Genomic DNA, 23,010 nt, shown 5'->3' with positions numbered 1-23,010 from the left:
GCGGACGATTCACGGAGGAACCGTCCGCCATCGGGTCACCTCACATGATTCTTGATGTGACCGTGATCATCAGGCCCGGGCGGCGTTATTGCGCCGATTGCGGGCGTAGAGGGCACCACCCATGATCAGGGCACCGACAACCAGCAGCAGCAGGATGCCACGACCACCAGTCAGGGGCAGGGCCAATGGTGAATCACCATCAGTAGTCGCATAATGCATCAGATAAGTTTGGACTGGCACATTATTAAACTTCATCTCCTGGCCACCAGCAGCCGTTATATCCGCAGGTGCCTTTCCGAACTTGCCGAATGACAGCTTAGAATAATCGGGCTGAACCGTGGCATGAGGCCCATACAACTGTGCTATGTCCTGCTCAGTCTTACCTGCATCCTTAAACGTCACCTTCTGGAAGGGGAAGCCAGGGCTACGCCAGCCATTGGGAGTCTTGGTCTCGAGCAGCCACCAATCGCCAGCTTGCACCGTCTTACCAGGATCTCCAGCAGCCTTTGGTGTTGGTGTACTCGTTGCAGCGCCAAAGATAGGCAATGCAGCAAATGCCACCACACCCTTGTCGTTAGCGGTAGCCTTGTAGAGCTCGACACCAGACGGCAGCGTCTCAGCAGTGGTATAGAAGTTGCCATCGGAGGCAAGATACTTGTCTGACTCGGCTTGCGACTTAACCAGACGGAACTCAGACCCAGGCAGAGCTGCAAACTTCGATGCTTTATTCTTCACATTACCGAAGGCAACGACACCGTTGATCAAATTCGTATGTTCAGGAATAGGATCTTGGTGTTTACCGCTGCTATCAAGGTTTTCGATGAAATCAGAAGCTGCATCGTTGGCAACACCATCAGTGCCAGTAGAATCACCATTTCCGGTTACCTTGGCATCATAATAGATATTGAGCCGGAAAGATGGGGCATCGAAACCCTGTACCTTGCTAAGAGCCTTGAAGAAGTTGAACTGATAATAAGAGACGTCTTTACTTGGCACATCATTTGCAAACATCTTCTTACCAGTAACCAGGCTATCAGGATTTTCTGTAGGTGTTGCCTCGGTGTAATCCGTATCCTTTTCGAGTTCTACAGGTTTAGGAGTAGTGCCATCGGATTCGAGCTTAACAGTGAAATTACTAACCAACTTTAGGGAGCTCGACATCCGATCTACAATAATCAGATCCTTGCTATCGCCCTGTAATTCACTAACATCAAGCTTGCCATCATTCTGAGTCTTCTTGCCAGCGTTGTAGAGCCTCTGCGACAGCTTGTAAGAAACCGTATCACCGGCGACAGCTGTCCGCTGAGGCTTCGGGTTACCTTGCAAATCTTTGACGGCCTGCACGGTCTTGGAGAACTGTGTGGTGTTCATGTTCTTCGGATACAGGTGCAGATTATAGATATATCCTTGAACCTTATTTGCAGTATTGGTGTCGTCGGTGAGCGAAGTGGCTGCATAGGGCAGGCCGAAGAATGAGGGTGCCGCGTCTGCATACTTCGAAGAATCAATCTTGTTTGGATTATCCTGGTTAAAAGCCCACGACTTTTCACGATTTTCCTGGAGGATGTACCAATGGTTGGCTCCTGCCGGGAAGGTGGCTTCTGCCGTACCATCAGCCGGCATAGCCCCGCCGTCACCGGCCGGGTACCACTTAGTGATTACACCCTGGCCGTCAGTCACACCGGCATACGTTTTCTGGACACTGTATGTACTTGGAGTCATTGGATCGATGTCAGCCAAATTACCTGACGTAGACGTGACATCCAAGACATTGAAAGTGACGTCCTTAGCGGGAACCAGATCTGCCTTCGAACTCAAAACGTCAGCATCTTTAGAGGAACCCGTGGGGCTGTACCCCTGAACCAACGACAGGTACTTGGTGACTGTCAGCTTAGGATTCACTGTTGATTGCAGCGGACCCGGCCTGAAGTCATCTTCGGCATTATATCCGTAGGTCTCAGCGGCTGAAGCGTGGGCGGCAGGCAAAACTACCATGCCCGCCAGGAGCGTCGCTCCGGCAACCGCCAAGCCTAAAAGCTTAGGGAGCCTTATCCCTTCATTATCTCGTTGCATGTGCATGCACGCATTCCCTTCTTTGTTAATAGGCACAGGATGGCCAGGCACATCTTCGCCTCCCCAACCGATCACTTCCCCGACTCAGGGGGGTGGGCAATATGTCAACTTTGGGACATGCCACTGTTCCCATTGCCTAATCATCACTGTACCGACAAAGTAGGGACAACGCAAACCGACAAGCCGAATGTCAAAGGCCCCACCACGTGTGTTGTGGCAGGGCCTTGCAATCTGTCCTGAAACAGGCGATCAGTGCCGGTTGTCCAGCCGATGGTAGAGCTCGGCTGCACGCAGATCGGCCTCAAAACGGCGCGGTTCGGTGTTCTCGTCGATGACGGCGAGCTCCACGCCGGCCATCCGGGCGAAGTCCTCCCAGGCCTCGCGACCCACGGTGGTGGTCATGCAGGTATGGTGGGCCGCGCCGGCGCGCAGCCAGCACTCAGCCGAGATCTTGAGCGAGGGCCGGGGCTTCCAGAGGGCACGTGCCACAGGCAGCTTGGCCAGGGACCCGCCTGGCTCGACCACATCCACCACGTTCATGACCAGGCGGAAGCGTTCGCGTACATCCGCCAGGGAGACGACCACGGCATCAGTGCAGGGAGTGGCCGTGAAGACCAGACGCACCGGGTCCTCCCTGTCGCCGATGGACAGGGGGTGGATCTCCAAGCGGGGCCTCCCCTCAGTTAGCAGCGTGGGCGAGACCTCCAGCATGTGGGCGCCCATGATCTCCTCGTGACCGGGCACGAAGTTGTAGGAATAGTCCTCCATGAGCGAGCAGCCGCCCTTGAGCCCGTAGCCCATGACGTTGCCAATCCGAATAAGGACCGAGGTCTTCCAGTCGCCCTCTGCCGAGAATCCGTACCCGTCAGCCATCAGCCGCTGGGCTCCAACGCCGGGTAGCTGATGCAGGCCTCCCAAATCCTGGAAGTTGTCTACGGCAGCAGTGGCGCCCACCTCTTCCATCATGGCCCGCATGCCGAGCTCCTCGCGGGCGGCCACCACCAGGGAGTCGTACCGGGAGTCCAGAAGTTCGGGAGCCACCTCATAGTTGCGCTTGTAGTCCTCGATCAGATCCTTGACCTGGTCGTCGGTGACGGCGTTCACATGGTCCACCAGCTCGTTGACCGGCCAGGTGTTGACGGAGACGCCGAAGACCCGCTCAGCCTCGGTCTTGTCGCCCTCGGTGACGGCGACGTCGCGCATGTTGTCGCCCCAGCGGCAGACCTTCATATTGTTGGCGGCATCCCAGCCGGCGCAGGCGCGCGCCCAGACGCCGATCTTGTCGGCAACCTCGGGGTCGGTGTAGTGGCCGACCACAATCTTGCGCGGGATTCCCAGCCTGGTCAGAATGTAGCCGAACTCACGATCGCCATGGGCTGACTGGTTCAGGTTCATGAAGTCCATGTCGATGGTATCCCAGGGGATTTCCACATGGTGCTGGGTGTTCAGCTGCAGGAGCGGCTTGCGCAGCTTCTCCAGGCCCCTGATCCACATCTTGGCCGGGCTGAAAGTGTGCATCCAGGCCACCACGCCGATGCAGGCCGGGTTCGACGAGGCATCGACCATGAAGTTCAGAATGGAATCCGAATCCTTCAGGGTGGGCTTCAAGACCAGCTTGACCGGAATCCGACCCGAGTCATTGAGTGACTTGGCGATGTCCGCCGCCTGGACGCCCACCTGGCGCAGGGTCTCCTCGCCGTAAAGGTCCTGCGAACCAACGGCGAACCAAAGCTCCTTGCCCTCGAAGGGATTTTTCATGCTCATACTTCTTGCTCCTTTGCTTGTGCTTTCCGGCTCAGTGCTGGCCGTAGACGTGCTGGTACCGGTCGTTGAGCTTGGCTATGTCAGCCGGATCGATGGGCTTGGGCGTGCCGATTTGCTCGGCTGCCCAGACCGTGTGGGCCACCTCTTCGGTCATGGCCGCCGCCTTGACTGCAGCCTCCGCATCCGTTCCCACAGTGAAGGGCCCATGGTTGCGCATGAGCACGGCCGGGCAGCCCGGGTGATCCTTGAGCGTATCAACCACGCCCTTGCCGATGGCCTCCGAGCCGATCAGCTCAAAGGGACCCACCGGTACGGGGCCGCCGAACTCGTCGCCCATCATGGTCAGCACGCAGGGAATGTCCCTGCCGGTGGCCGCCCAGGCGGTGGCATAGGTGGAATGGGTGTGAACCACGCCGTAGACCTCTGGCATGTGCCTGTAGATATAGGCATGGGATAGCGTGTCCGAAGAGGGGGCCTCGGCGCCGTCCACAACATTGCCATCCAGATCGGTGACCACCATGGATCCCGGGGTCAGGTGCTCATAGCGCACCCCCGAGGGCTTGATGACCATCAGATCGGCAGAGCGCAACCGCTGCGAAACGTTGCCCGCCGTCCAGACCACCAGATTCCACCTGGTCAACTGCGCATGCAGGGTGGCCACCTGCTCGCGCACCAGTTTCACCTCGTCGCGCACCTCGGGCGAATAATCAGCCAAGGACACCATCAGCAACTCCTTTTCCCGGCCCGATCCCGCTGATCCGGCCGCTTGACGTTTTCAGCTCCCGGTCTCATCCCTGCAGGGGGATGGTCTTCACGGCCGCCTGCTCGATGGGCAGGCCCTTGGTGAAGCGGTCGAAGAAGGTTCTGAATCCCTTTACATCAGCCGGATCCGGCTGCTCTGTTGTGGACTGGACACCCGCAAAGACATTGGCATCCAGGTAGTCGGCCAGGGTCTGGTCGGCATGACCCAGATAGTCGGCCAGGACGGCCATGCCCCAGGCGCCCCCCTCCACAGCGGTGGACATGACCTTGATGGGGGCATTGAAGGCGGCGGCCAGGATTCGCTGGGCCACCTTTGGGGTGGCGAAGATGCCGCCGTGACCGACCATGGTGTCCACCTGGACATGCTCCTGCCGGGTCATCACATCCATGCCGATGGTGACCGGCGAGAAGGCCGAGAAGAGCTGGGCCCGCATGAAGTTGGCCAGGGTCATCCGTCCCTCGGGGCCGCGGGCAAAGACGGGGCGGCCCTCCTCCAGGCCAGCCAGGAACTCCCCGGAATAGAAGCAATAGTTGATCAACCCGCCGGCGTCCTTATCTCCCTGGAGCGCCTGGTTGAACAGGGTGGCGTAGAGCGCATTCCCCTTCAGGTCCAGACCGGCGGCCTTGGCGAAGTCCCCAAACAACCCAACCCAGGCGTTCAGGTCCGAGGTGAAGTTGTTGGCATGGCTCATGCCGGCCGGATCCCCAGCCGGTGTGGTGACCGGATCCACCTCGGGGTGGAAGTCACGCAGGGGATGCTCCAGAACCACCATGGCGAAGATGGATGTGCCCGCAGACACATTGCCGGTGCGGGGACGAACCGCGTTGGTCGCCACCATGCCGGTTCCCGCATCACCCTCGGGCGGAGCCATGGGCACGCCGGGCTGCAGCTGACCACTGGGATCGAGCAAGGCGGCACCTTCTGCGGTCAGTGCCCCCGCGTCGCTGCCGGCGGTCAATGGCTCAGGCAGCAGGTCGTGGATGTCCCAGGGCTGGGCCTGGACCTGGGGCAGTCGGGAGAAGATGTCCAGCAGGCCTTGGTCGAACTCCTTGCGCGAGGAATCGATGGGGAACATGCCCGAGGCATCACCGATGCCGATGACCTTGCGGCCGGAGAGCCTCCAGTGCATGTAGCCGGCCAGGGTGGTAATGTAGGCCACCCTGGGCACATGCTCTTCGCCATTCAGAATGGCCTGGTAGAGGTGGGCGATGGACCAGCGCTCGGGAATATTGATCTTGAAGGCCTGTGAAAGCTCCTCGTGGGCCTGACGGGTGTTGGTGTTGCGCCAGGTGCGGAAGGGCACCAGCAGCTGGCCATCCTTGTCGAAGGCCAGGTAGCCGTGCATCATGGCCGAAATTCCCATGGCACCGATCTTGGTCAGCGTCACCCCGTACTGGCGACGGACATCCTCGGCCATGGCCGCATAGGCCGCCTGCAGACCCTGGTGGATCTGGTCCATGGAGTAGGTCCAGAGGCCGTCCTCCAGCCGGTTCTCCCACTCGACATCCCCGGTGGCCAGCGTCCGGTAGTCATGGTCAATCAGCACAGCCTTGATGCGGGTGGAGCCGAATTCGATGCCCAGACTAGTCGCGCCCTCCTTTAATTCACTCACGATGACGCCTTGTTCGCCAACAACCATGTCTGCTCCTTTGCCTGATATGTTAACGCTCACATAGCCTGGTTACGATTGTAACCGAGACCAAAGCATCAGGCAAACCAGCGGGTGCTAGCCAACAGTGGTCAAAGGCGCTTGATGGCGTAGCCCAGTGACCGACGCTGAATCACATCCGCCTGGATCAGTCCCACCCCATGGTGGGTGACCGGGAAGTCCACCGGCTGCCCCTGGTGAAGAAGGGCCAGGACCTGCCGCATGGTGGCCACCCCCAGATCCTCAAAGCGGGGACGGACCGTGGCCAGCGGCGGATACATGTTGTCTACCGTGGGTACATCGTCGAAGCCCACCAGACTGATGTCACTGGGAATGCGGATGCCATGCTCCTGCAGGGACCGGGCCACGCCCACAGCCTGATTGTCATTGGCAGTGACCACGGCTGAAGGCAGGGAGGTACCGCTCATGCCCCGCTGATCGATCAGGTGGTTCATCAGCGTGTAGGACTCCCCTGCCTCCCAGCTGCGGGCGTGGACCACGGCTGTTCGTATGCGGCAGCGAGCGCAGGCCACCTTCCAGGAGGCCAGCCGGGTGGCTGCATCCCGCCACTGCGCAGGTCCGGCCATGTAGAGCACCCGCCTATGGCCCCGGGAGACCAGCAGTCGGGCCAGCCGCTGAACGGCACCCCACTGGTCGATTCCGGTTAGGGCAATACGGCCGTCACCCCGCCTGCGGCTCAAGGCCTCTTCGACGCTGGTGATGCCATGCGTGGAGGTGACGATGACCCGGGGCTGGCTCACCTCAACCTGGCAGGCGGCCTGGAACATGGTGTCGGTCGGCGTCAGAAAGATGAAGGCATCCACATTCTGCTCCAAGAAGGTGCCGCAGAGTTCCTGGAATCCGGCAAGCGTGCAGGCCGACTCGTCCACCATCATGACCGACATGAACAGTCCATGGGAACGGGCCACGGTCTCGATGGCCGTGATTGACGAAACAGGCCCGAAGAGACTGACACCGCCAGCCACCAGTCCGATGGTCCGGCTGCGGCTGGATGCCAGGGCCCGCGCAGAGTTGCTGGGACGGTAGCCCAGCTTCCTGATGGCCTGCTGGACCTTGATCCGGGTGGCTGGAGAAACGTCCTTAGAGTTGTTGATAACCCTGGACACGGTCTGGTGAGAAACCCCGGCCAGCCGGGCAACCTCGAACATGGAGGGGCGTTTGGACCGTGACCTGCCCCCGCTGCCTGCGGGCATGTGACCTTCTTCCGATAGCCGTGTCGACCGTTCCGATATTAGCCCCTGCCGGGACCGGACGAAGGCAAATGCCAGCTGACCCGGTGCAGACGGCTGGGCCCCAGACGGCGAATGGCCTCCAGGTGCGCAGGCGACCCATAGCCCTTGTTGTGCTCCCACTGGTAGGGGGCCAGGGCGGGATCGGAGGCAGCCAGCCGAACCATAAGCTGGTCACGGGTGACCTTGGCGATGACTGCTGCGCAGGCCACACTGGCACAGTGGGCATCACCCTTGACCTGGGTGGAAACCTTGGGCAGAACCGGGAGGTCAGGGGCGTCAAAACTGTCGGCTGCCGGTGTGATGTAGTCATGGGGACCGTCGAGGATGGCAGCCAGATTGCAGTCTGCTCCCAGGCCCATCCCATGCTCCAACTCGGCCAGCGCACGCAGGGCGGCGATGCCCAGGGCGTGGACGATGCCCCACTGATCGATCTCATGATTGGAGCAGGCCCCCACCGCCCAACCGGCAGCCCAGTCCTCCAGGTCACGGTACATGGCCAGTCGACGCGCAGGGGTCAGCATCTTGGAATCAGCCACCCCGTCAGGGACCTTCAGATGAGGCAGGTCGGCGGACCGGACCGCCACCACGCCGACCATGGCCGGACCCGCCAGGGCCCCACGGCCGACCTCATCCAGGCCCAGCACATACTCAGCTCCCTGGTCAGCCAAGGCAGCCTCGGTGGCCAGGGTCGGCAGGATCCGCCTCACAGCCGGTTCAGTCCTGCGTCGGCTCGGGCACAGAGTCGAAGACCTTGTGCTGGTTGTTGAGCAGCTTCCAGCTGCCCACCGGGTAATAGGTCAGCAGCGCGGTGCCCTTGATGTTGTCCATGGGGACCAGACCATTGTGGCCGTCGTCCTTGTGCAGGCGGGAATCGGCGGAGTTGGAACGGTTATCGCCCATGACAAAGACGTACCCAGGATCCACCTTGATTTTGAAAGCAAAGGAGCTGGGCTCCACTCCTGGACGCAGGTAGGAGCTCTCATCCAAGGCGACACCGTTGACGGTGACTGGGGCGCCATGACCCTTGCAGGCCACTGTGTCGCCGGGCATGCCGATCAGACGCTTGACCAGGTGACTGCCGCGAAAGCTGGGTGTGGACTCTTCGCCTAGCCAGTTGGCAGGATCAGTGAAAACCACCACATCACCTCGGCGGGGGGCCATCATGGACCTGGTCAGCCGGTGAGTGGTCAGGATTCTGTCTCCGATGCCAAGGGTGTTCTCCATAGAACCGGAGGGGATGACGTAGATGCTGACAAAAATATGCGCAGGATGGCGACGACGGCCAGCAAGGCAACCAGCTCGAACAAAAACTCGGGCAGGAAACCGCGCTCGCCCAGCCGCGGGTGACTGCCCTTGGTGGAGCCGCGCCCACCCGGGCGGTCGAAGGCATGACGGGGCGGCACCGGGGCTGAGGTGGCCTGCCTGCCGTCCGGGTACCAGAGTCCCGACGAGGTTGCTTCCTCATCCCGAAGGGCCATATCCACTCCTTGTCATCCGCCGGAACCCACACGCAAAAAGGTTCCGCATGCCTCATAGCGTACACACCCAAGCATGGAAAAACCCGGGAGCATTACATCCCGGGTGTTAGCGGCCAGGCCTGGACTGGGTCGCCCTGGCTGAATCCTACTTGTTGGACTCTGCCTTGTTGTCGCGACGCTCGACAATGCGGGCGGCCTTGCCGTGCAGCCCACGCAGGTAGTAGAGCTTGGCGCGGCGGACACGGCCGTGGCGCAGCACCTTGATGGAGTCAATCTGCGGGGAGTGCAGAGGGAAGCGACGCTCGACGCCCACGCCGAAGCTGACCTTGCGCACCAGAATGGTCTCGCGCACGCCGGAGCCCTGGCGGGCGATCACCACGCCTGTGAAAGCCTGGATACGGGAGTTATTGCCCTCAGTGATGTTGACGTTGACCTCGACCGTATCGCCGGGACGGAAGTCGGGGATCTGCTCCGCAGGCTTCATGTGGCTGGCGTCAAATTCCTGAATCGCGTTCATGCTGTTCCTCCATGGCCGCCGCACATCGACCCATGACATGGACCGCAACCACCAAAGGAGGCGATCCTCGACGGAACCCGACGGTCTGCCGTCGGGGGTGCCGATCCGCCGGAGCATCCGGCTGGACCTGAAAGGAAGGGAGCCCATGCGGCAGCTACCCTTCCGGCAAACAACTGTCCAATAATATACCACGAGCCGGACCTGCATGGGCCCGGCTGGACATTAGCGGCGGTGGGCCCGGTAGAAGGCAATCAGGGACTTAGTGGACTGATCCTGCTCGGCCAGCGCCTGGTCGTCCCGGGAGATGGCCGGGGTGATCTCGCGAGCCAGCTTCTTGCCCAGCTCAACGCCCCACTGGTCGAAGGAATCAATGCCCCAAACAGTACCCTCGGTCAGCGTGATGTGCTCGTAGAGGGCGATCAGCTCGCCCAGGGCTGCCGGGGTCAGCGCATCGCCGAAGATGGAGGTGGTGGGCCGGTTGCCAGTGAAGACACGGGCAGGGACGATAGCCTCCGGAGTGCCCTCGGCGCGGACCTCGTCGGCGGTCTTACCGAAAGCCAATGCCTTGGTCTGGGCCAGGAAGTTGGCCAGGAAGAGCTCATGCACGTCCTGGTCGCCGTCCTTGGCCGGGTTGGGAGTGTTGGCGAAGGCGATGAAGTCAGCGGGAATCAGGCGAGTGCCCTGGTGGATGAGCTGGTAGAAGGCGTGCTGGCCATTGGTGCCGGGCTCCCCCCAGAAGATTTCGCCGGTCAGGCTGGTCACCGGGGTGCCGTCCCAGCGCACGGACTTGCCGTTGGACTCCATGGTCAGCTGCTGCAGGTAGGCCGGGAAGCGGTGCAGATACTGGTCATAGGGCAGCACGGCGTGGGAGTGGGCGCCGAAGAAGTTGACGTACCAGACGTTGAGCAGACCCATCAGGGCAACTACGTTCCGATCCAGAGGAGTGGCGCGGAAGTAGCGATCAACGGTGTTGAAGCCCTTGAGGAACTCCTCGAAGCGCTCGGGGCCGATGGTGATGGCCAGGGAGGTGCCCACGGCGGAATCCACCGAGTACCGGCCGCCGACCCAGTTCCAGAAGCCGAAGACGTTGTCAGGATCGATGCCGAAGTCGCGCACCTTGTCCAGGGCGGTGGAAACGGCGATGAAGTGCCGACGGATGGCCTCGGCCGAAAGATCCTCGCCGTCCTTGGACAGCAGGCCACGCTCCCCCAGGCTCTTCAGAAGCCAGGCGCGGGCCTGGCGGGCGTTGGTTAGGGTCTCCAGGGTGGTGAAGGTCTTGGAGACGATGATGAAGAGCGTGGTCTCCGGGTCCAGATCGCGCGTCTTCTCGGCCAGGTCGTTGGGGTCAATGTTGGAGATATAGCGGGCGCTGATGCCGGCATCCGCATAGGGCTTCAGAGCCTCGTAGGCCATGACCGGACCAAGGTCGGAACCGCCGATGCCGATATTGACCACGGTGGTGATCCGCTTGCCGGTCAGACCGGTCCAGCTGCCCGAGCGGACCTGGTCGGCAAAGGCATAGATGCGCTTGAGGGTGTCGCGGACATCGCCCACCACATCCTGGCCGTCCACAATCAGTCGGCCGCGATCCTCCTCGGGACGGCGCAGGGCTGTGTGCAGAACGGCCCTGTCCTCGGTGTTGTTGATGTGCTCGCCGTTGAACATGGCCTCGATCCGCTCCTCAAGGCCGACCTCGCGGCCCAGCTGGGCCAGCAGGGACAGGGTCTCAGGCTGAATCAGGTTCTTGGACAGATCGATATAGAGATCACCCAGCTCGAAGCTGAGCTTTTCGGTGCGCTGCGGGTCCTTGGCGAACCATGCGCGCAGATCGATCCCCTGGCGCTGCATGTCGTCGAAGTGCTGGTGCAAGGCCGCCCAGGCCTTGGTGCTGGTAGCGTCCACTGGAGGATTGATGGCCATGGTTGTTCGGGTCCTTTCATGAGGTGATGCCCGGTCTACCGAGCACCCGGTTCTGTAACCCAAACTACTCACAAAAGCAGACAGAAGACAACAAAATCAGTCAATTTTCTTAACGGAGCCGGATCGCTGTCAGAGTATGTCGTCACAGCCGTACTGGGCCAGCTTGGCCACCATGTCCTTGACTTCCTGACTGCGGGCCCGGGGGGCCACCAGGAGAGCATCGGGAGTGTCGACGACGATCATGTCATCCACACCCAGAAGAGCAACCGTGCGTTCCGAGCCGGGCACGACCATGTCTCCGGCTGAATCCAGATACATGACCCGGTCGGCGTCTCCAAGGATCTTGATGTTGCGCCTGTTGGACGACGGCAGCAGGCCCGCCACTGAATTGAAGTCGCCGATGTCATCCCAATCGAAGCCCCCTGGAACAACCGCCACGCCACCAGCCGCCGATAGGGGCTCGGCTACGGCATAGTCGAAGGCGATCTTCTCGATGCTCGGCCAGTGCTCCTCCATGGCCTGGCTGCGGGCCTGCCCGCCCTGATCCCAGACCTGGGCAATGGCCATGACCGCGGCGTGGAGCTCAGGCTTGTAACGACGCAGGCAGTCCAGGAGCACCTGCGCTTGCATGACGAACATGCCGGCGTTCCATCGGTACTCCCCTGTAGACAGGTAGGCCTGGGCTGTAGAGGCATCCGGCTTCTCGACGAATTCGCTGACCAGGTGGGCATCCGGGGCGCCGGGAATGCGATCGGCCAGGGAGGGACCCTGGTGGATGTAGCCGAAGGCGGTGGAGGGACGAGAGGCGGCGATGCCGATGGTGGTCACATAACCGGCCCGGGCCGCTGCCACCGCCTGCCCCACCGAGGCTGCGAACGCTTTGTCGTCGCGGATAACGTGGTCGGCGGCGAAGGAGCCCACGATGATTTCCCCGCCGTGCCGCTGGGCCAGCACAGCAGTCGCCAGGGCTATAGCCGCCGTGGAATCGCGGGGAACAGGCTCGGCAAAGAGCGCGTCCTCAGCCAGATCCGGAAGCTGCTGGCGCACCTGGTCCACATGCCGCTGGCCAGTGGAGACGACCACATGATCGGCCCCGCAGATGCCAGCCAGCCGGTCAAAAGTACCCTGGATCATGGTTCTGCCTGACCCCAACAGATCATAGAGAAACTTGGGCCGGTCCTGACGGCTCAATGGCCAGAGCCGGGTACCCACGCCACCGGCCGGAATGACGGCATAGAAATCATTGAGATCCATACCTCCATTGTGTCAAGAAGCTTGTACACCCTCGGCCCGAAACCCAAAGCGTTTTTATCGCGCGCATCCAGTATGATGTAGCATGTTGTCTTCTTCCGGCAGGTCCGGACGGGAGGCGAAGGCCACTTTAGCTCAGTTGGCAGAGCGTCTCACTCGTAATGAGAAGGTCGACAGTTCGATTCTGTCAAGTGGCTCTTCCACCAGCTGCCCTTTCAATGGCAGGGTATGTCGTACGCGCGAGTGGCGTAATGGTAGCCGCGCAGGATTTAGGTTCCTGTGTCTTCGGACGTGTGGGTTCGAGTCCCATCTCGCGCACGGGTATTAAGAACAGGGCCTGCAAGAACAGGCCCTGTCTGATCCTGCCGGGATCAGTGGCGGCTTTCCTGCTTGTTCCTCAGGCAGGCCACGAAGCCCACCAGACCAAGGGCTATCAGCAGCATGATCTTGAGCATCGAAAGCGGCCAGCCGCCGGTAAGAGGCAGAGAGGACGTCGAGGGGCGGAATTCCAGCTCATGCGAAACTGACGCCGACTGGTTCCCGCCCTGGAACCTGCCTTGGGCATCAGGGCCCTCGGCATCGTCGGAAAGCACCTGAGCAGTAAACTCACCCTGGTTGACACCCTCAGGCGGAGTCGCCTGCCATGAACCCTGGTCCCCCACAATGACATCGGTGCTGTTGTTGCCATTTCCAGGCCAGGTTATCCGGACAGCGGTCCCCTTGGTCTCGGGAATCTTCCTGTCCCCGTCCACATACTTGTAGGCTTTGCCAGCCACTTGGAAGACGTCGTACCGCTCCAAGACCAGTGTGGTGGGTGTCATGTCGACCTTGCGCTCGATGGATGCCGGGTTCGAGCGTAGGTTCATCGGGTTGATCATCTCAACCTGGAAGGTATAGGTCTGCGTCTCGTCACTGCCGTTATAGCCAGCGAACTTGTCAGCAGGAATATCCAGCGACCAGGACCAGGTGGAATCCGCCGTCTTGGTCAAGCCCAGCGTAAGACCTGTCGCGGAATCCGCGACGGAAGACACCGTGCTGACCGCTGCATCCCTCTGGAAGGTGTTGGCCGAGGTGGTCACCAGGGGCGTCCAGTCCGAGTCAGCATTCTGCTTCATGGAAACAGCCATGCTAGAATCCGTCATCCCCAGCCCTCCCGAGGACCAGGCCGTATACACAGGCGACACCTCACCCTTGAATGTGACCACCGAATCCGCCGGGAGACTCCCGTTTACCGTATGAGGCACCGTGACCGAGAACTTGCTCGCATCCGGAACGTTCTCGCCTGAGACGAAATACGCCGTGCCGATATTCGAGAAGAAGGAGGTCAGGCCGAACCCGGAGATAGATTCAGTTACCCAGGCATGATAACGTCTGTAGCCGCTGTACTTGTTGCCCGGATCCGGGGACGAATACAGCTTGTTCGTGTCATGTATCCGCCAGGAGCCCCCCTGCTTGCTACCGGTGTCGACCTCGCATACGGTTTCGCCCAACCTGAATCCCCATGTGTCCGAGCTTTTCACCAGGTCATCGCCATTCGCGCCTTGCCCCTCCGCAATAGGATTGTTGGGATCCTCCCCGTAGAGAGTGACCTTGTTGGGACGGGCAGCATCCTTGGAGGGCGTGCACTCACCGCTGATTACCGGATCAAGCTTGGTCGTATACACGCTCCCAGAAGCATCCAAGTCGGCATCCGCATCATTCTCGATCTTGGTGATTGTCGGATCATCAGGACGAGGCACATCATACTTATAAAAGGCACTATTAATCGTCCAGCCCGCAGCGATATTCGTATCCTTCTCAACGGTGGACATACCATCGTTTATCCCTACAAGACCAGCGCTCTTGGGGTTATACACTTCAGGACTGACGGTACAAGCGCTACCGTCCCGATTCGTGGTAACAGGCCAGGTGACCATCTTGAAATAGCCATCAAGATCCTGCTTCTCCTTGGCCAGCTTGAAATCAATCCCGCCATCATCCTTCTGAGCAGGCATAGGATTGCCATCCTTGTCGGTTGCAAAAAGCACGTTGGGGTTGTCGAGATACCTCGGATCCTTTGGGCTCACGTTGAAAGCGGAATACTTACTGACTTGGGCTGCCTTGCTGGTCGTGGTAGTCGCCGTATTGGGAGACGGCTGCTGGCCTGTCACCAGCACCGGCTCAGGGGTCAACTCATCAACAGGCACCCACTCGCTATCCTTCAAAGCCACCCACTGATAATAATACGAATTGGTCTCAGAACATATGCCATCAGGATTATCATTGGTACTGCCACGCGGATTCAACCAGTACACGAAGAATGACCGTGCCGGAGCTGTGCCCGGAGCAGTGCCATTGATTTGCCCAGTAGTGTTGCCCTTATAGTCAGGAAAACCGTAATCCGTCACCATGCCCCAGTTAGCCTGATTGTTTTGATAGAGATTTGGGTTGGTGTCCCAACCGACCCAAGAATAAGGGCCACTGCACTTCATATCTGCTTTGCTGTCCAAGCAGTAACCCATATACACTTTCATCTGTTTGTCCTGGGACATGCTTGCCGTGATATTTGAATATCTATCCTGAGCCTGTAAATCACTCATGGAAGCAGGATCAAAATTGCTGCAGTTATTGGTAGTCCAGGACCAGGAAGAACTACCGCAAGACAGGGCCTTATTCTGGTCACCAACGATGGCGAAGACATTCAAGGGCTCGGGGTGACCGCCAGCCGCAAATTTCGCAGGATCTTTGGACGAATCCGCGATATTCATATCACCCTCAATGGATATGGTCAGGTAGTCGTACAAACCAGAATTGATTATCTTATGAACGGTGAAGAACTCATCCTGATTCTTAGCCCAGGCTAAGGCCCCATCATAAGCATAGGCATTTTTATTGTTGTCTACGTAATCATCTGGAGTAATGGTGTTCATATACCGCACGCGTCTGTAATAGCCAGGGTTGTCAGAACCAACAAACTGATAGATGAAAGATAGATTGCATTGTGACGGATTTTTGGTGTCAGTTCCACCAACACCGACACAATCCGGCTTAAACTCATTGTGCTTCACGCGCAGGATGAAGTCCATGCGCAGCTCATCCTGGTAGGCATCGATCCTGTCGTTGAAGGCCATCATCCTATAGAGCTTCGGTGTTCTACTGGCCGTTTCGTCCTGTTCATCAACGGCATTGGCCCGATTGGCCGAAAGGGCGCTCAGCCCAAGCGGAACAACCATGGCCAGCGTCGCCAGAAGGGTTACCAGAACGGCGATGATCTGACGGCTGACATGCTGCGGACCCTTGGCGCTCCGTTCTTGTAATCGCTTCAATACCATACCCCCAAACCAAGATATAATTATTCCTTAGAGCGGCTCTACTTTGCTTTTAATTTGTCCCCAATAACTTCGACCCTATCATAGAGATAATAAAATAGCATCATTGCTTTTTCTTTACGCGCTTTACGAACACTGAAATTGCAAGCACGATCTGGGATACATATAGGGCGTTTCGCAACCGGTATTTCGCGACCGTTTACGGTCTTCATCTGACTGGTCTGGGTCGTAGGTGGAAGCCACTCTGTCATGGCAAGAAAGACAGTTTGATACTGTCAAGCGGTTCTTACTCCAGCTGCCTTCAGACGTGCGGGTTCGAGCGCCATCTCGCGCACAGGAAACGCCAGCAGGGCCTGCCCCCATCCCCTTCATTCCACGGAGGTGAGCGCAGGCCCTGCCTTATGCAGCCGAAATCAGTATCGGCTTTCCTGCCTGTTCCTCAGGCAGGCCACAAAGCCAGCCAGACCCAGTATCAACATCAACAGGATCTTGAGCACGGAAAGCGGCCATCCTCCGGCGAAGGGCAGGGATGAGGTGGAGGGCCGGAATTCCAGCCCATGCGACACCGCAGCCGACTCGTTTCCTCCCTGGAAGTTGCCGCTTTGAGGATCACTGCTTTCAGCATCATCGGAGGCAACCTGAGCGGTGAATTTTCCCTGATTGATGCCCTCAGGCGGAGTCGCCTGCCACGAACCCTGGTCTCCCACGGCGACATCGGTGCTGCCCTTGCCGGGCCAGGTTATATGGACCATGGTGCCTTTGGTCTCAGGAACCTTAGTGTTGCCGTTGACATACTTATAGGCCTTGCCCGCCACTTGGAAGACATCGTACCGCTGCAGGATCAGAGTAGTTGGCGTCATGTCGACCGTCCGGTTGATGGAAGCCGGATCCGAAGGGACATTCAGAGGGTTGATCATCTTGACCTGGAAGGTATACTTCTCTGTCTCATCGTCACCGTTGTAGCCGGTGAACTTGTCAGCGGGTATGTTCAAGGTCCAGGACCAGGTGGAAGCCGTCGTCTTGACAATATTGAGCACAGAGCCCGATGTGGGGTTCGTGGCGGAAGACTTGGTGCCGGCTGCTGCATCCCGCTGGAAGGTATTGGCCGGAGTGGTCAGCAGACTGGTCCAATCCGAAACAGTGTTCTGCTTCATGGAAACGGCCATCCTGGAATCAGTCATCCCCAGTCCTCCCGAGGACCAGGCCGTATATATAGGTGAAACAGTCCCTTTGACGGTGACGACCGAGTTTGCCGGCAGAATCCCATTTTTCGTATGGGGCACTGTGACAGAGAGCTTGCCATCCGGAGCATTCTCGTTGGAGACGAAATAGGCTGTGCCTATGTTCGAGAAGAAGGAGGTCAGGCCGAACCCGGAGGCGGACTCAGTCACCCAGGCATGGTAGCGCCTGTAACCGTTGTACTTGTTGCCCGGATCCGGCGACGGATACTGTTTATTGGTGTCCTGTATCTGCCAGGACCCTCCCTGTTTGCTCTTGGGATCGACCCTGCATACGGTCTCTCCCAGCTTGAACCCCCAAGAGTCCGAGCTTTTCACCAGATCGTCACTGCTCTTGCTCTGCCCCTCCTTGAAGGGATTGCCGGGATCCTCTCCGAACAAAGTAACCGTGTTGGGATGTGTGTCATCTTTGGAGGGAGTGCACTCACCGCTGACTACAGGATCAAGCTTGCCGGTATAGACGCTCCCTGAGGCATTCAAGGAACCGTCAGTATCATTCTGGATGTTGGTGATCGTCGGATCATCGGGACGAGGCACATCATACTTATAGAAGGCGGTATCGATGGTCCATCCTGCAGTCAGGTTCTCATCTTTCTTCGCGTCAGACATGCCATCATCAATGCCCGCGAGACCCTTGCGCATGGGGTTGTATACTTCGGGATTGACATTGCAGTTGTTGACGGTGCCGGTGTCATTCAAGTTCTTGGTCACAGGCCAGGTAACCAGCTTGAAATAGCCGTCCAGACCCTGGTCTTCCTTGGCCTTCTTGAAGTCAATGGAGCCATCAGCATTCTGAGCGGGCATAGGCTGGCCGTTCTTGTCAGTGGCAAACATCTCATTGGAATTATTCGGCTGCTTAGGCAAATTGAAGGCCGCATTAGCATCGACTATTCCTTGGGTCCAAGTAGTAGTAGTCAATGTGTTCGGACTCGGCTTCTGGCCCTCCACCAGGATCGGCTCAGGAGTCAGATCATCGACAGGCACCCATTGAGTATTGTTTTTAAGACCTACCCATTGATAGTAGTATGACGTGGTCTCGGAGCATATGCCCTTACCGACATTGCCTCCGCGGGGGTTCTCCCAATACACGAAGAAGGAGCGTGCCGGCGCCACCCCTGGTTGAGTACCGTTGACATTTCCAACAATGTTTCCATCATCAACGTCAGAATAGGCGGGAAAGCCATAATCGGTCACCATGCCCCAGTTAGCTTGATTCCCATCGTAGAGCTTCGGCTGGTCATCCCATCCGATCCACGAGTATGGTCCGCTGCATTGAAGATTAGCATCCGAGCCTAGGCAGTCCCCCATATACAGCTTGAAGTTCTTGCCGTTCGCCGTTAAAGATTCGGTAATATTGGATGTTCTATCCGGCGCATTAATCATGGTTTTAGAATCGAAACTGCCACACTCATCAACTCCGGAATTCCAATTCCACGGAGAACCTGGACTACCACACGACAGTGCTCCCTGCTGTTGGCCAACGACCGCGAAGATATTTAAGGGCTCGCTTGTACCACCAGCTTTATAGTATGAAGGATCGGAGGAATTATCCCTGAGGTTCAAATCACCTTCAAGCGAAATAGCCAAGTAGTCATATAAACCAGAGTTAATTATCTTATGTACTGTGAAGTACTCATCCCTATTCTTCGCCCACTTGGCGGCTCCAGACCAAGGCTTATCTGTGGATGATGCTGAAGCTATAGTATTCAAATACTTTATCCTGCGATACCAGGTTTGATTCAGCGAACCCCAGAACGGATATACAAAGGATAAATTACAAGTGCCCTGGGTATCAGCACCGTTGGTAGCATTGGCGCAATTAGGATTGAAATCGTTGTGCCTCACACGCAAGATGAAATCCATGCGTAACTCATCCTGGTAGGAATCGATCTTGTCGTTGTAACCAAGCATCTTATAGAGCAGCGGCTTCCTGCTAGCCGTCTCGCCTTGCCCAGCGATGGCATTGGCTTGGTTTGCCGACAGAGCGCTGAGCCCGAGCGGAACAACCATGGCCAGGGTCGCCAGAAGGGTTATCAAAAGAGCAACTATGGGGCGATCCACATGCCGTGGACCCTTATTGCCCCTTTCATGCAATCGGTTCAACACGCTACCCCCCACACCACGATGCAACCATCTCCAGGATCAGATGGACTGCACGCTTGATTGGTCCCCGGTGCAGGCCACGAAACCCTGAAGCACAAGTGCTGCATCTTCATTTATGGCATCTTCTTTTTCCCTTTACATGCTTTAAGAGTACCGAGACTGAAAGCGTGATCCGGGATTCAGACAAAGGTGTTTCGCGGCCGTCCAGAGTCTTGACTAATCACAGTCTGCATTGGGGATGGGGGTCGGTTGGACAACGGCAGAACCCACTCCCCACCCAGCCTTTCAATTTCATGAGGTGGGGGCGAGTCCTGTCTTATGCCGCCGTAATCAGTGACGGCTTTCCTGCCTGCTCCTCAGGCAGGCCACGAAGCCGGCCAGACCAAGGGCTATCAGCAGCATGATCCTGAGCACGGAAAGCGGCCAGCCGCCGGTCAAAGGCAAAGCCGAATTGGAAGGCCGGAACTCCAACTCCTGCGACACCGAAGCCGACTGATTCCCACCCTGGAACCTGCCCTGCGCATCAGCACCTTCAGCATCATCAGAAAGCACCTGGGCAGAGAACTCACCCTGATTAACACCCTCAGGGGGAACCACCTGCCATGAACCCTGGTCCCCCACAACGACATCCGTGCCGCTGCCGCCAGGCCAGGTCACATGCACCACGGTGCCCTTGGTCTCGGGAACCTTCGTATCACCGTCCACGTATTTATAGGCCTTGCCAGCCACCTGGAACACATCGTACCGCTCCAAGACCAGCGTTGTCGGTGTCATGTCGACCTTTCGCTCGATGGACGCAGGCTCTGACCGGCTGCTCGTCGGGTTAACCATTTCAACGCGGAAATCATACATTTGCTTCTCGTCGCTGCCGTCGTAGCCGCTGAACCTATCAGTGGGTATGTTCAGCGTCCAGGACCAAGTGGATGCCGTTGTCTTGTTCAGGCCCAGCGTGAGGCCTGTTGCAGAATCTTCCACGGAAGACGTGGTGCCGGCCGCCGCATCCCTCTGGAAGGTGTTGGCTGGGGTAGTCACCAGGGGCGTCCAATCCGAGGCGGTCTTCTGCTTCATCGAAACAGCCATCCTGGAATCCGTCATCCCCAGCTCTCCTGAGGTCCAGGCCGTATATACAGGAGACGCTTCGCCATTGAACACAACAACTGAATCCGCAGGCAGGCTCCCGTTGACGGTATGAGGCACAGTGACCGCGAGTTTGCTCGCATCCGGCGCGTTCTCCTCGGAGACAAAATAAGCCGTTCCAACATTCGAGAAGAAGGAAGTCAAACCGAACCCGGAGATAGACTCGATCACCCAGGCATGGTACCGCCTGTAGCCGCTGTACTTGTTGCCTGGGTCTGGTGAAGGATACTGCTTATTGGTGTCCTGTATCTGCCAGGATCCTCCCTGCTTGCTCTTGGGATCGACCTTGCAGACAGTCTCGCCCAGCCTGAACCCCCACGTATCCGCTGCTTTCACCAGGTCCTCACCATTCGAACGCTGCCCGCCAGCAATCGGATTGGCAGGATCCTCGCCATAGAGAACAACCTTGTTGGGACGCGCAGCATCCTTGGAAGGCGTGCACTCACCACTGACCACCGGATCAAGTGTCGACGTATACACGCTCCCTGAAGCATCGAGAGCGCTGTCGGCATCGTTCTCAATCTTCGTGATCGTCGGATCATCAGGACGAGGCACATCATACTGATAGAAGGCACTATTGATCGTCCAGCCCGCAGCAATATTTCGCTCTATATCCGAGCTGCTCATGCCGTCACGTATACCAACGAGACCTTTCTGATCAGGGTTGTATACCTCAGGGCTGACGGTACAAGCGCTGCCGTCCCGATTCGTGGTGACTGGCCAGGTGACCATCTTGAAATAGCCATCAAGATCCTGCTTGGCCTTGGCCTCCTTGAAATCAATCCCGCCGTCAGCCTTCTGGGCAGGCATAGGATTGCCATCCTTATCAGTGGCAAACATCTCATTGGGGTTATCCGCTTGTTGAGGCAAGTTGAAAGCAGAATACTTACTGACTTGGGCTGCCTTGCTAACCGTGGTGGTGACCGAATTGGGAGACGGCTGCTGGCCTGTCACCAGGACCGGCTCAGGGGTCAGCTCATCAACAGGCACCCATTCACTATCCTTCAGAGCCACCCACTGGTAATAATACGAATTGGTCTCAGAACAGATGCCATCAGGATTATCTCTAGTGCTGCCGCGCACATTCAGCCAGTACACGAAGAAGGATCGTGCCGGGGCTGTGCCCGGAGCAGTGCCGGCGATTGCCCCAGTAGTAGTGCTCTTATAGTCAGGAAAACCATAGTCGGTTACCATGCCCCAATTAGCCTGATTGCCCCCATAGAGATTTGGGTTGCTGTTCCAGCCTACCCAAGAATATGGGCCGCTGCACTGAAGATCAGCGCCCTTGCCCAGGCATGTCTGCATATACAAGGTGAAATCCTTGCCATCTGCCGTTAAGTCTGAGGTAATGTTGGATACCCTGTCCGGCGCATTAATCATGGTGTCAGGGTTAAAATTGCGACAATTATCGATTCCGGAGCTCCAACTCCATGAACTACCTGGACGAAGACAAGATAGTGCGTCGTCCTGTTTGCCAACAACTGCGTAGATATTCACCGGCTCGCTGGCCCCACCAGGCTGATAATATGACGCATCAGCAGAATTCTTAAGCGCCAAATCACCCTCGATGGAGACGGTCAGATAATCATATAAACCGGAATTGATTATCGTGTGCACGGTGAAATACTCGTCTTTATTTTGTGCCCACTTATATGCTCCTGACCAGGGCTGATCCGAGGATGATGCTGAAGCTATGGTGTTCAGATACTTTATTCTGCGATAAAAGGAAGTGTCATCTGACCCCTTGTACTGATAGACAAAGGCCAGATTACAACTGCCCTTGGTGTCGGCACTGTTGGTAGCATCGGCGCAAGAGGGGTCGAACTCGTTGTGTTTCACGCGCAGGATAAAGTCCATGCGCAGCTCATCCTGATAGGAATCAAGCTTGTTGTTGTAGCCCAACATCCTATAGAGCAGAGGCTTCCTGCTGGCCGTCTCGTCCTGCTCATCGATGGCATTGGCCTGACCAGCCGACAGAGCGCTCAGCACAAGCGGAACAACCATGGCCAGTGTCGCCAGAAGGGTTACCAGAACGGCAATTATCGGACGGCTCACACCTTGTGAACCCTTAGCGCCCCGTTCTTGCAAACGCTTCAATACAATACCCCCCAAATCACAATGAAATCATGCTCTAGAACAAATCAACTCTGCTTTTGACTTACCCCCAATTAAGGCAACTGCATAGAGCACAACAATGCATCTATATTTTTATTTGCCTTTTCAAGGCTACAGAAATTAAGGGCAATATCTGGGATTCAAGTCGGGTGTTTTGCAGCCATTCAAGTTCTTGACCCTGACAGGCCCAGCAACCAGCTGACGAGAAGCAATATGCTGTCTTCTCTCAGTCCGGTCCGAATTGGTGGCGAATACTGCTTCGGCAACGGCAGCAGCACAGGAATTAAAGAAACAGGGCCCGCGCTCATCTTCATGGAATGGAAAGATGGAGCGTGGGCCCTGGCTTATACTTTCGGGATCAGTGGCGGCTTTCCTGCTTGTTCCTCAGGCAGGCCACAAAGCCGACCAGGCCAAGGGCTATCAGCAGCAGGATCCTGAGCAC

14 protein-coding genes and 2 tRNA genes are annotated in these 23,010 nt (G+C 57.8%); 2 read left to right on the top strand and 14 right to left on the bottom strand.

The genetic code is table 11. From position 1 onward, the window contains the following. Window positions 1-69 precede the first annotated feature (69 nt). The 11 genes from P273_RS0105255 to P273_RS0105210 all read right to left on the bottom strand — a co-directional run bounded on the left by P273_RS0105255 (window position 70) and on the right by P273_RS0105210 (window position 12,670). Window positions 70-2,079, bottom strand: coding sequence for a pilin N-terminal domain-containing protein (locus P273_RS0105255; protein ID WP_024627425.1), 2,010 nt, complete (start codon window positions 2,077-2,079; stop codon window positions 70-72). A 243-nt stretch (window positions 2,080-2,322) separates the two neighbouring features. After that, window positions 2,323-3,837 (bottom strand): L-arabinose isomerase, encoded by a 1,515-nt coding sequence (araA, locus tag P273_RS0105250; protein WP_024627424.1) that lies wholly within the window; start codon window positions 3,835-3,837, stop codon window positions 2,323-2,325. A gap of 31 nt (window positions 3,838-3,868) precedes the next feature. After that, window positions 3,869-4,561, bottom strand: a complete 693-nt coding sequence (locus P273_RS0105245) for an L-ribulose-5-phosphate 4-epimerase (protein WP_024627423.1) — start codon at window positions 4,559-4,561, stop codon at window positions 3,869-3,871. 64 nt (window positions 4,562-4,625) lie between these two features. Further along, window positions 4,626-6,239, bottom strand: a complete 1,614-nt coding sequence (locus P273_RS0105240; RefSeq protein ID WP_024627422.1) for a xylulokinase — start codon at window positions 6,237-6,239, stop codon at window positions 4,626-4,628. 101 nt (window positions 6,240-6,340) lie between these two features. After that, entirely contained in the window at window positions 6,341-7,462 is a 1,122-nt protein-coding gene (locus tag P273_RS0105235) for a LacI family DNA-binding transcriptional regulator (RefSeq protein ID WP_029676182.1), read from the bottom strand. Between the two features lie 38 nt (window positions 7,463-7,500). Further along, window positions 7,501-8,208 (bottom strand): ribonuclease HII, encoded by a 708-nt coding sequence (locus P273_RS0105230; protein ID WP_024627420.1) that lies wholly within the window; start codon window positions 8,206-8,208, stop codon window positions 7,501-7,503. Between the two features lie 7 nt (window positions 8,209-8,215). Next, complete coding sequence (gene lepB / locus P273_RS09270; protein WP_051354137.1) at window positions 8,216-8,725, bottom strand: signal peptidase I; 510 nt, start codon at window positions 8,723-8,725, stop codon at window positions 8,216-8,218. Then, window positions 8,689-8,979 (bottom strand): hypothetical protein, encoded by a 291-nt coding sequence (locus tag P273_RS09535; RefSeq protein ID WP_051354136.1) that lies wholly within the window; start codon window positions 8,977-8,979, stop codon window positions 8,689-8,691. Before P273_RS09535 ends, lepB begins: the two co-directional genes overlap by 37 nt. A gap of 145 nt (window positions 8,980-9,124) precedes the next feature. Beyond that, the gene (gene rplS, locus P273_RS0105220; RefSeq protein WP_024627419.1) at window positions 9,125-9,496 is read right to left on the bottom strand and encodes a 50S ribosomal protein L19; all 372 of its coding nucleotides are present in this window, start codon (window positions 9,494-9,496) and stop codon (window positions 9,125-9,127) included. A 222-nt stretch (window positions 9,497-9,718) separates the two neighbouring features. After that, a complete protein-coding gene (gene pgi, locus P273_RS0105215; protein WP_024627418.1) occupies window positions 9,719-11,416 on the bottom strand; it encodes a glucose-6-phosphate isomerase in 1,698 nt (565 codons plus the stop codon). 129 nt (window positions 11,417-11,545) lie between these two features. Continuing rightward, window positions 11,546-12,670, bottom strand: a complete 1,125-nt coding sequence (locus P273_RS0105210) for a mannose-1-phosphate guanylyltransferase (RefSeq protein ID WP_024627417.1) — start codon at window positions 12,668-12,670, stop codon at window positions 11,546-11,548. 121 nt (window positions 12,671-12,791) lie between these two features. On the opposite strand from P273_RS0105210, the gene P273_RS0105205 reads away from it, so the two are divergent. Next, a tRNA-Thr gene (locus tag P273_RS0105205) sits at window positions 12,792-12,864 on the top strand. Window positions 12,865-12,904: 40 nt separating this feature from the next. Beyond that, window positions 12,905-12,985: transfer RNA gene (locus P273_RS0105200), tRNA-Leu, on the top strand. Window positions 12,986-13,038: 53 nt separating this feature from the next. Here the strand turns inward: P273_RS0105200 and P273_RS0105195 are convergent. The 3 genes from P273_RS0105195 to P273_RS0105185 form a co-directional block, all read right to left on the bottom strand. Further along, entirely contained in the window at window positions 13,039-15,978 is a 2,940-nt protein-coding gene (locus tag P273_RS0105195) for a hypothetical protein (protein WP_024627416.1), read from the bottom strand. Between the two features lie 410 nt (window positions 15,979-16,388). Then, window positions 16,389-18,410, bottom strand: a complete 2,022-nt coding sequence (locus P273_RS09815; protein ID WP_253269579.1) for a hypothetical protein — start codon at window positions 18,408-18,410, stop codon at window positions 16,389-16,391. A gap of 1,236 nt (window positions 18,411-19,646) precedes the next feature. Further along, window positions 19,647-22,508, bottom strand: a complete 2,862-nt coding sequence (locus tag P273_RS0105185) for a hypothetical protein (RefSeq protein WP_024627414.1) — start codon at window positions 22,506-22,508, stop codon at window positions 19,647-19,649. Window positions 22,509-23,010 lie beyond the last annotated feature (502 nt).

Source organism: Bifidobacterium sp. A11, assembly GCF_000499185.1.
GTDB classification, from domain to species: Bacteria; Actinomycetota; Actinomycetes; order Actinomycetales; family Bifidobacteriaceae; genus Bombiscardovia; species Bombiscardovia mizhiensis.
Note: the sequence above shows the minus strand (reverse complement) of the source record. Positions and strands in the feature narration are given on the sequence as shown.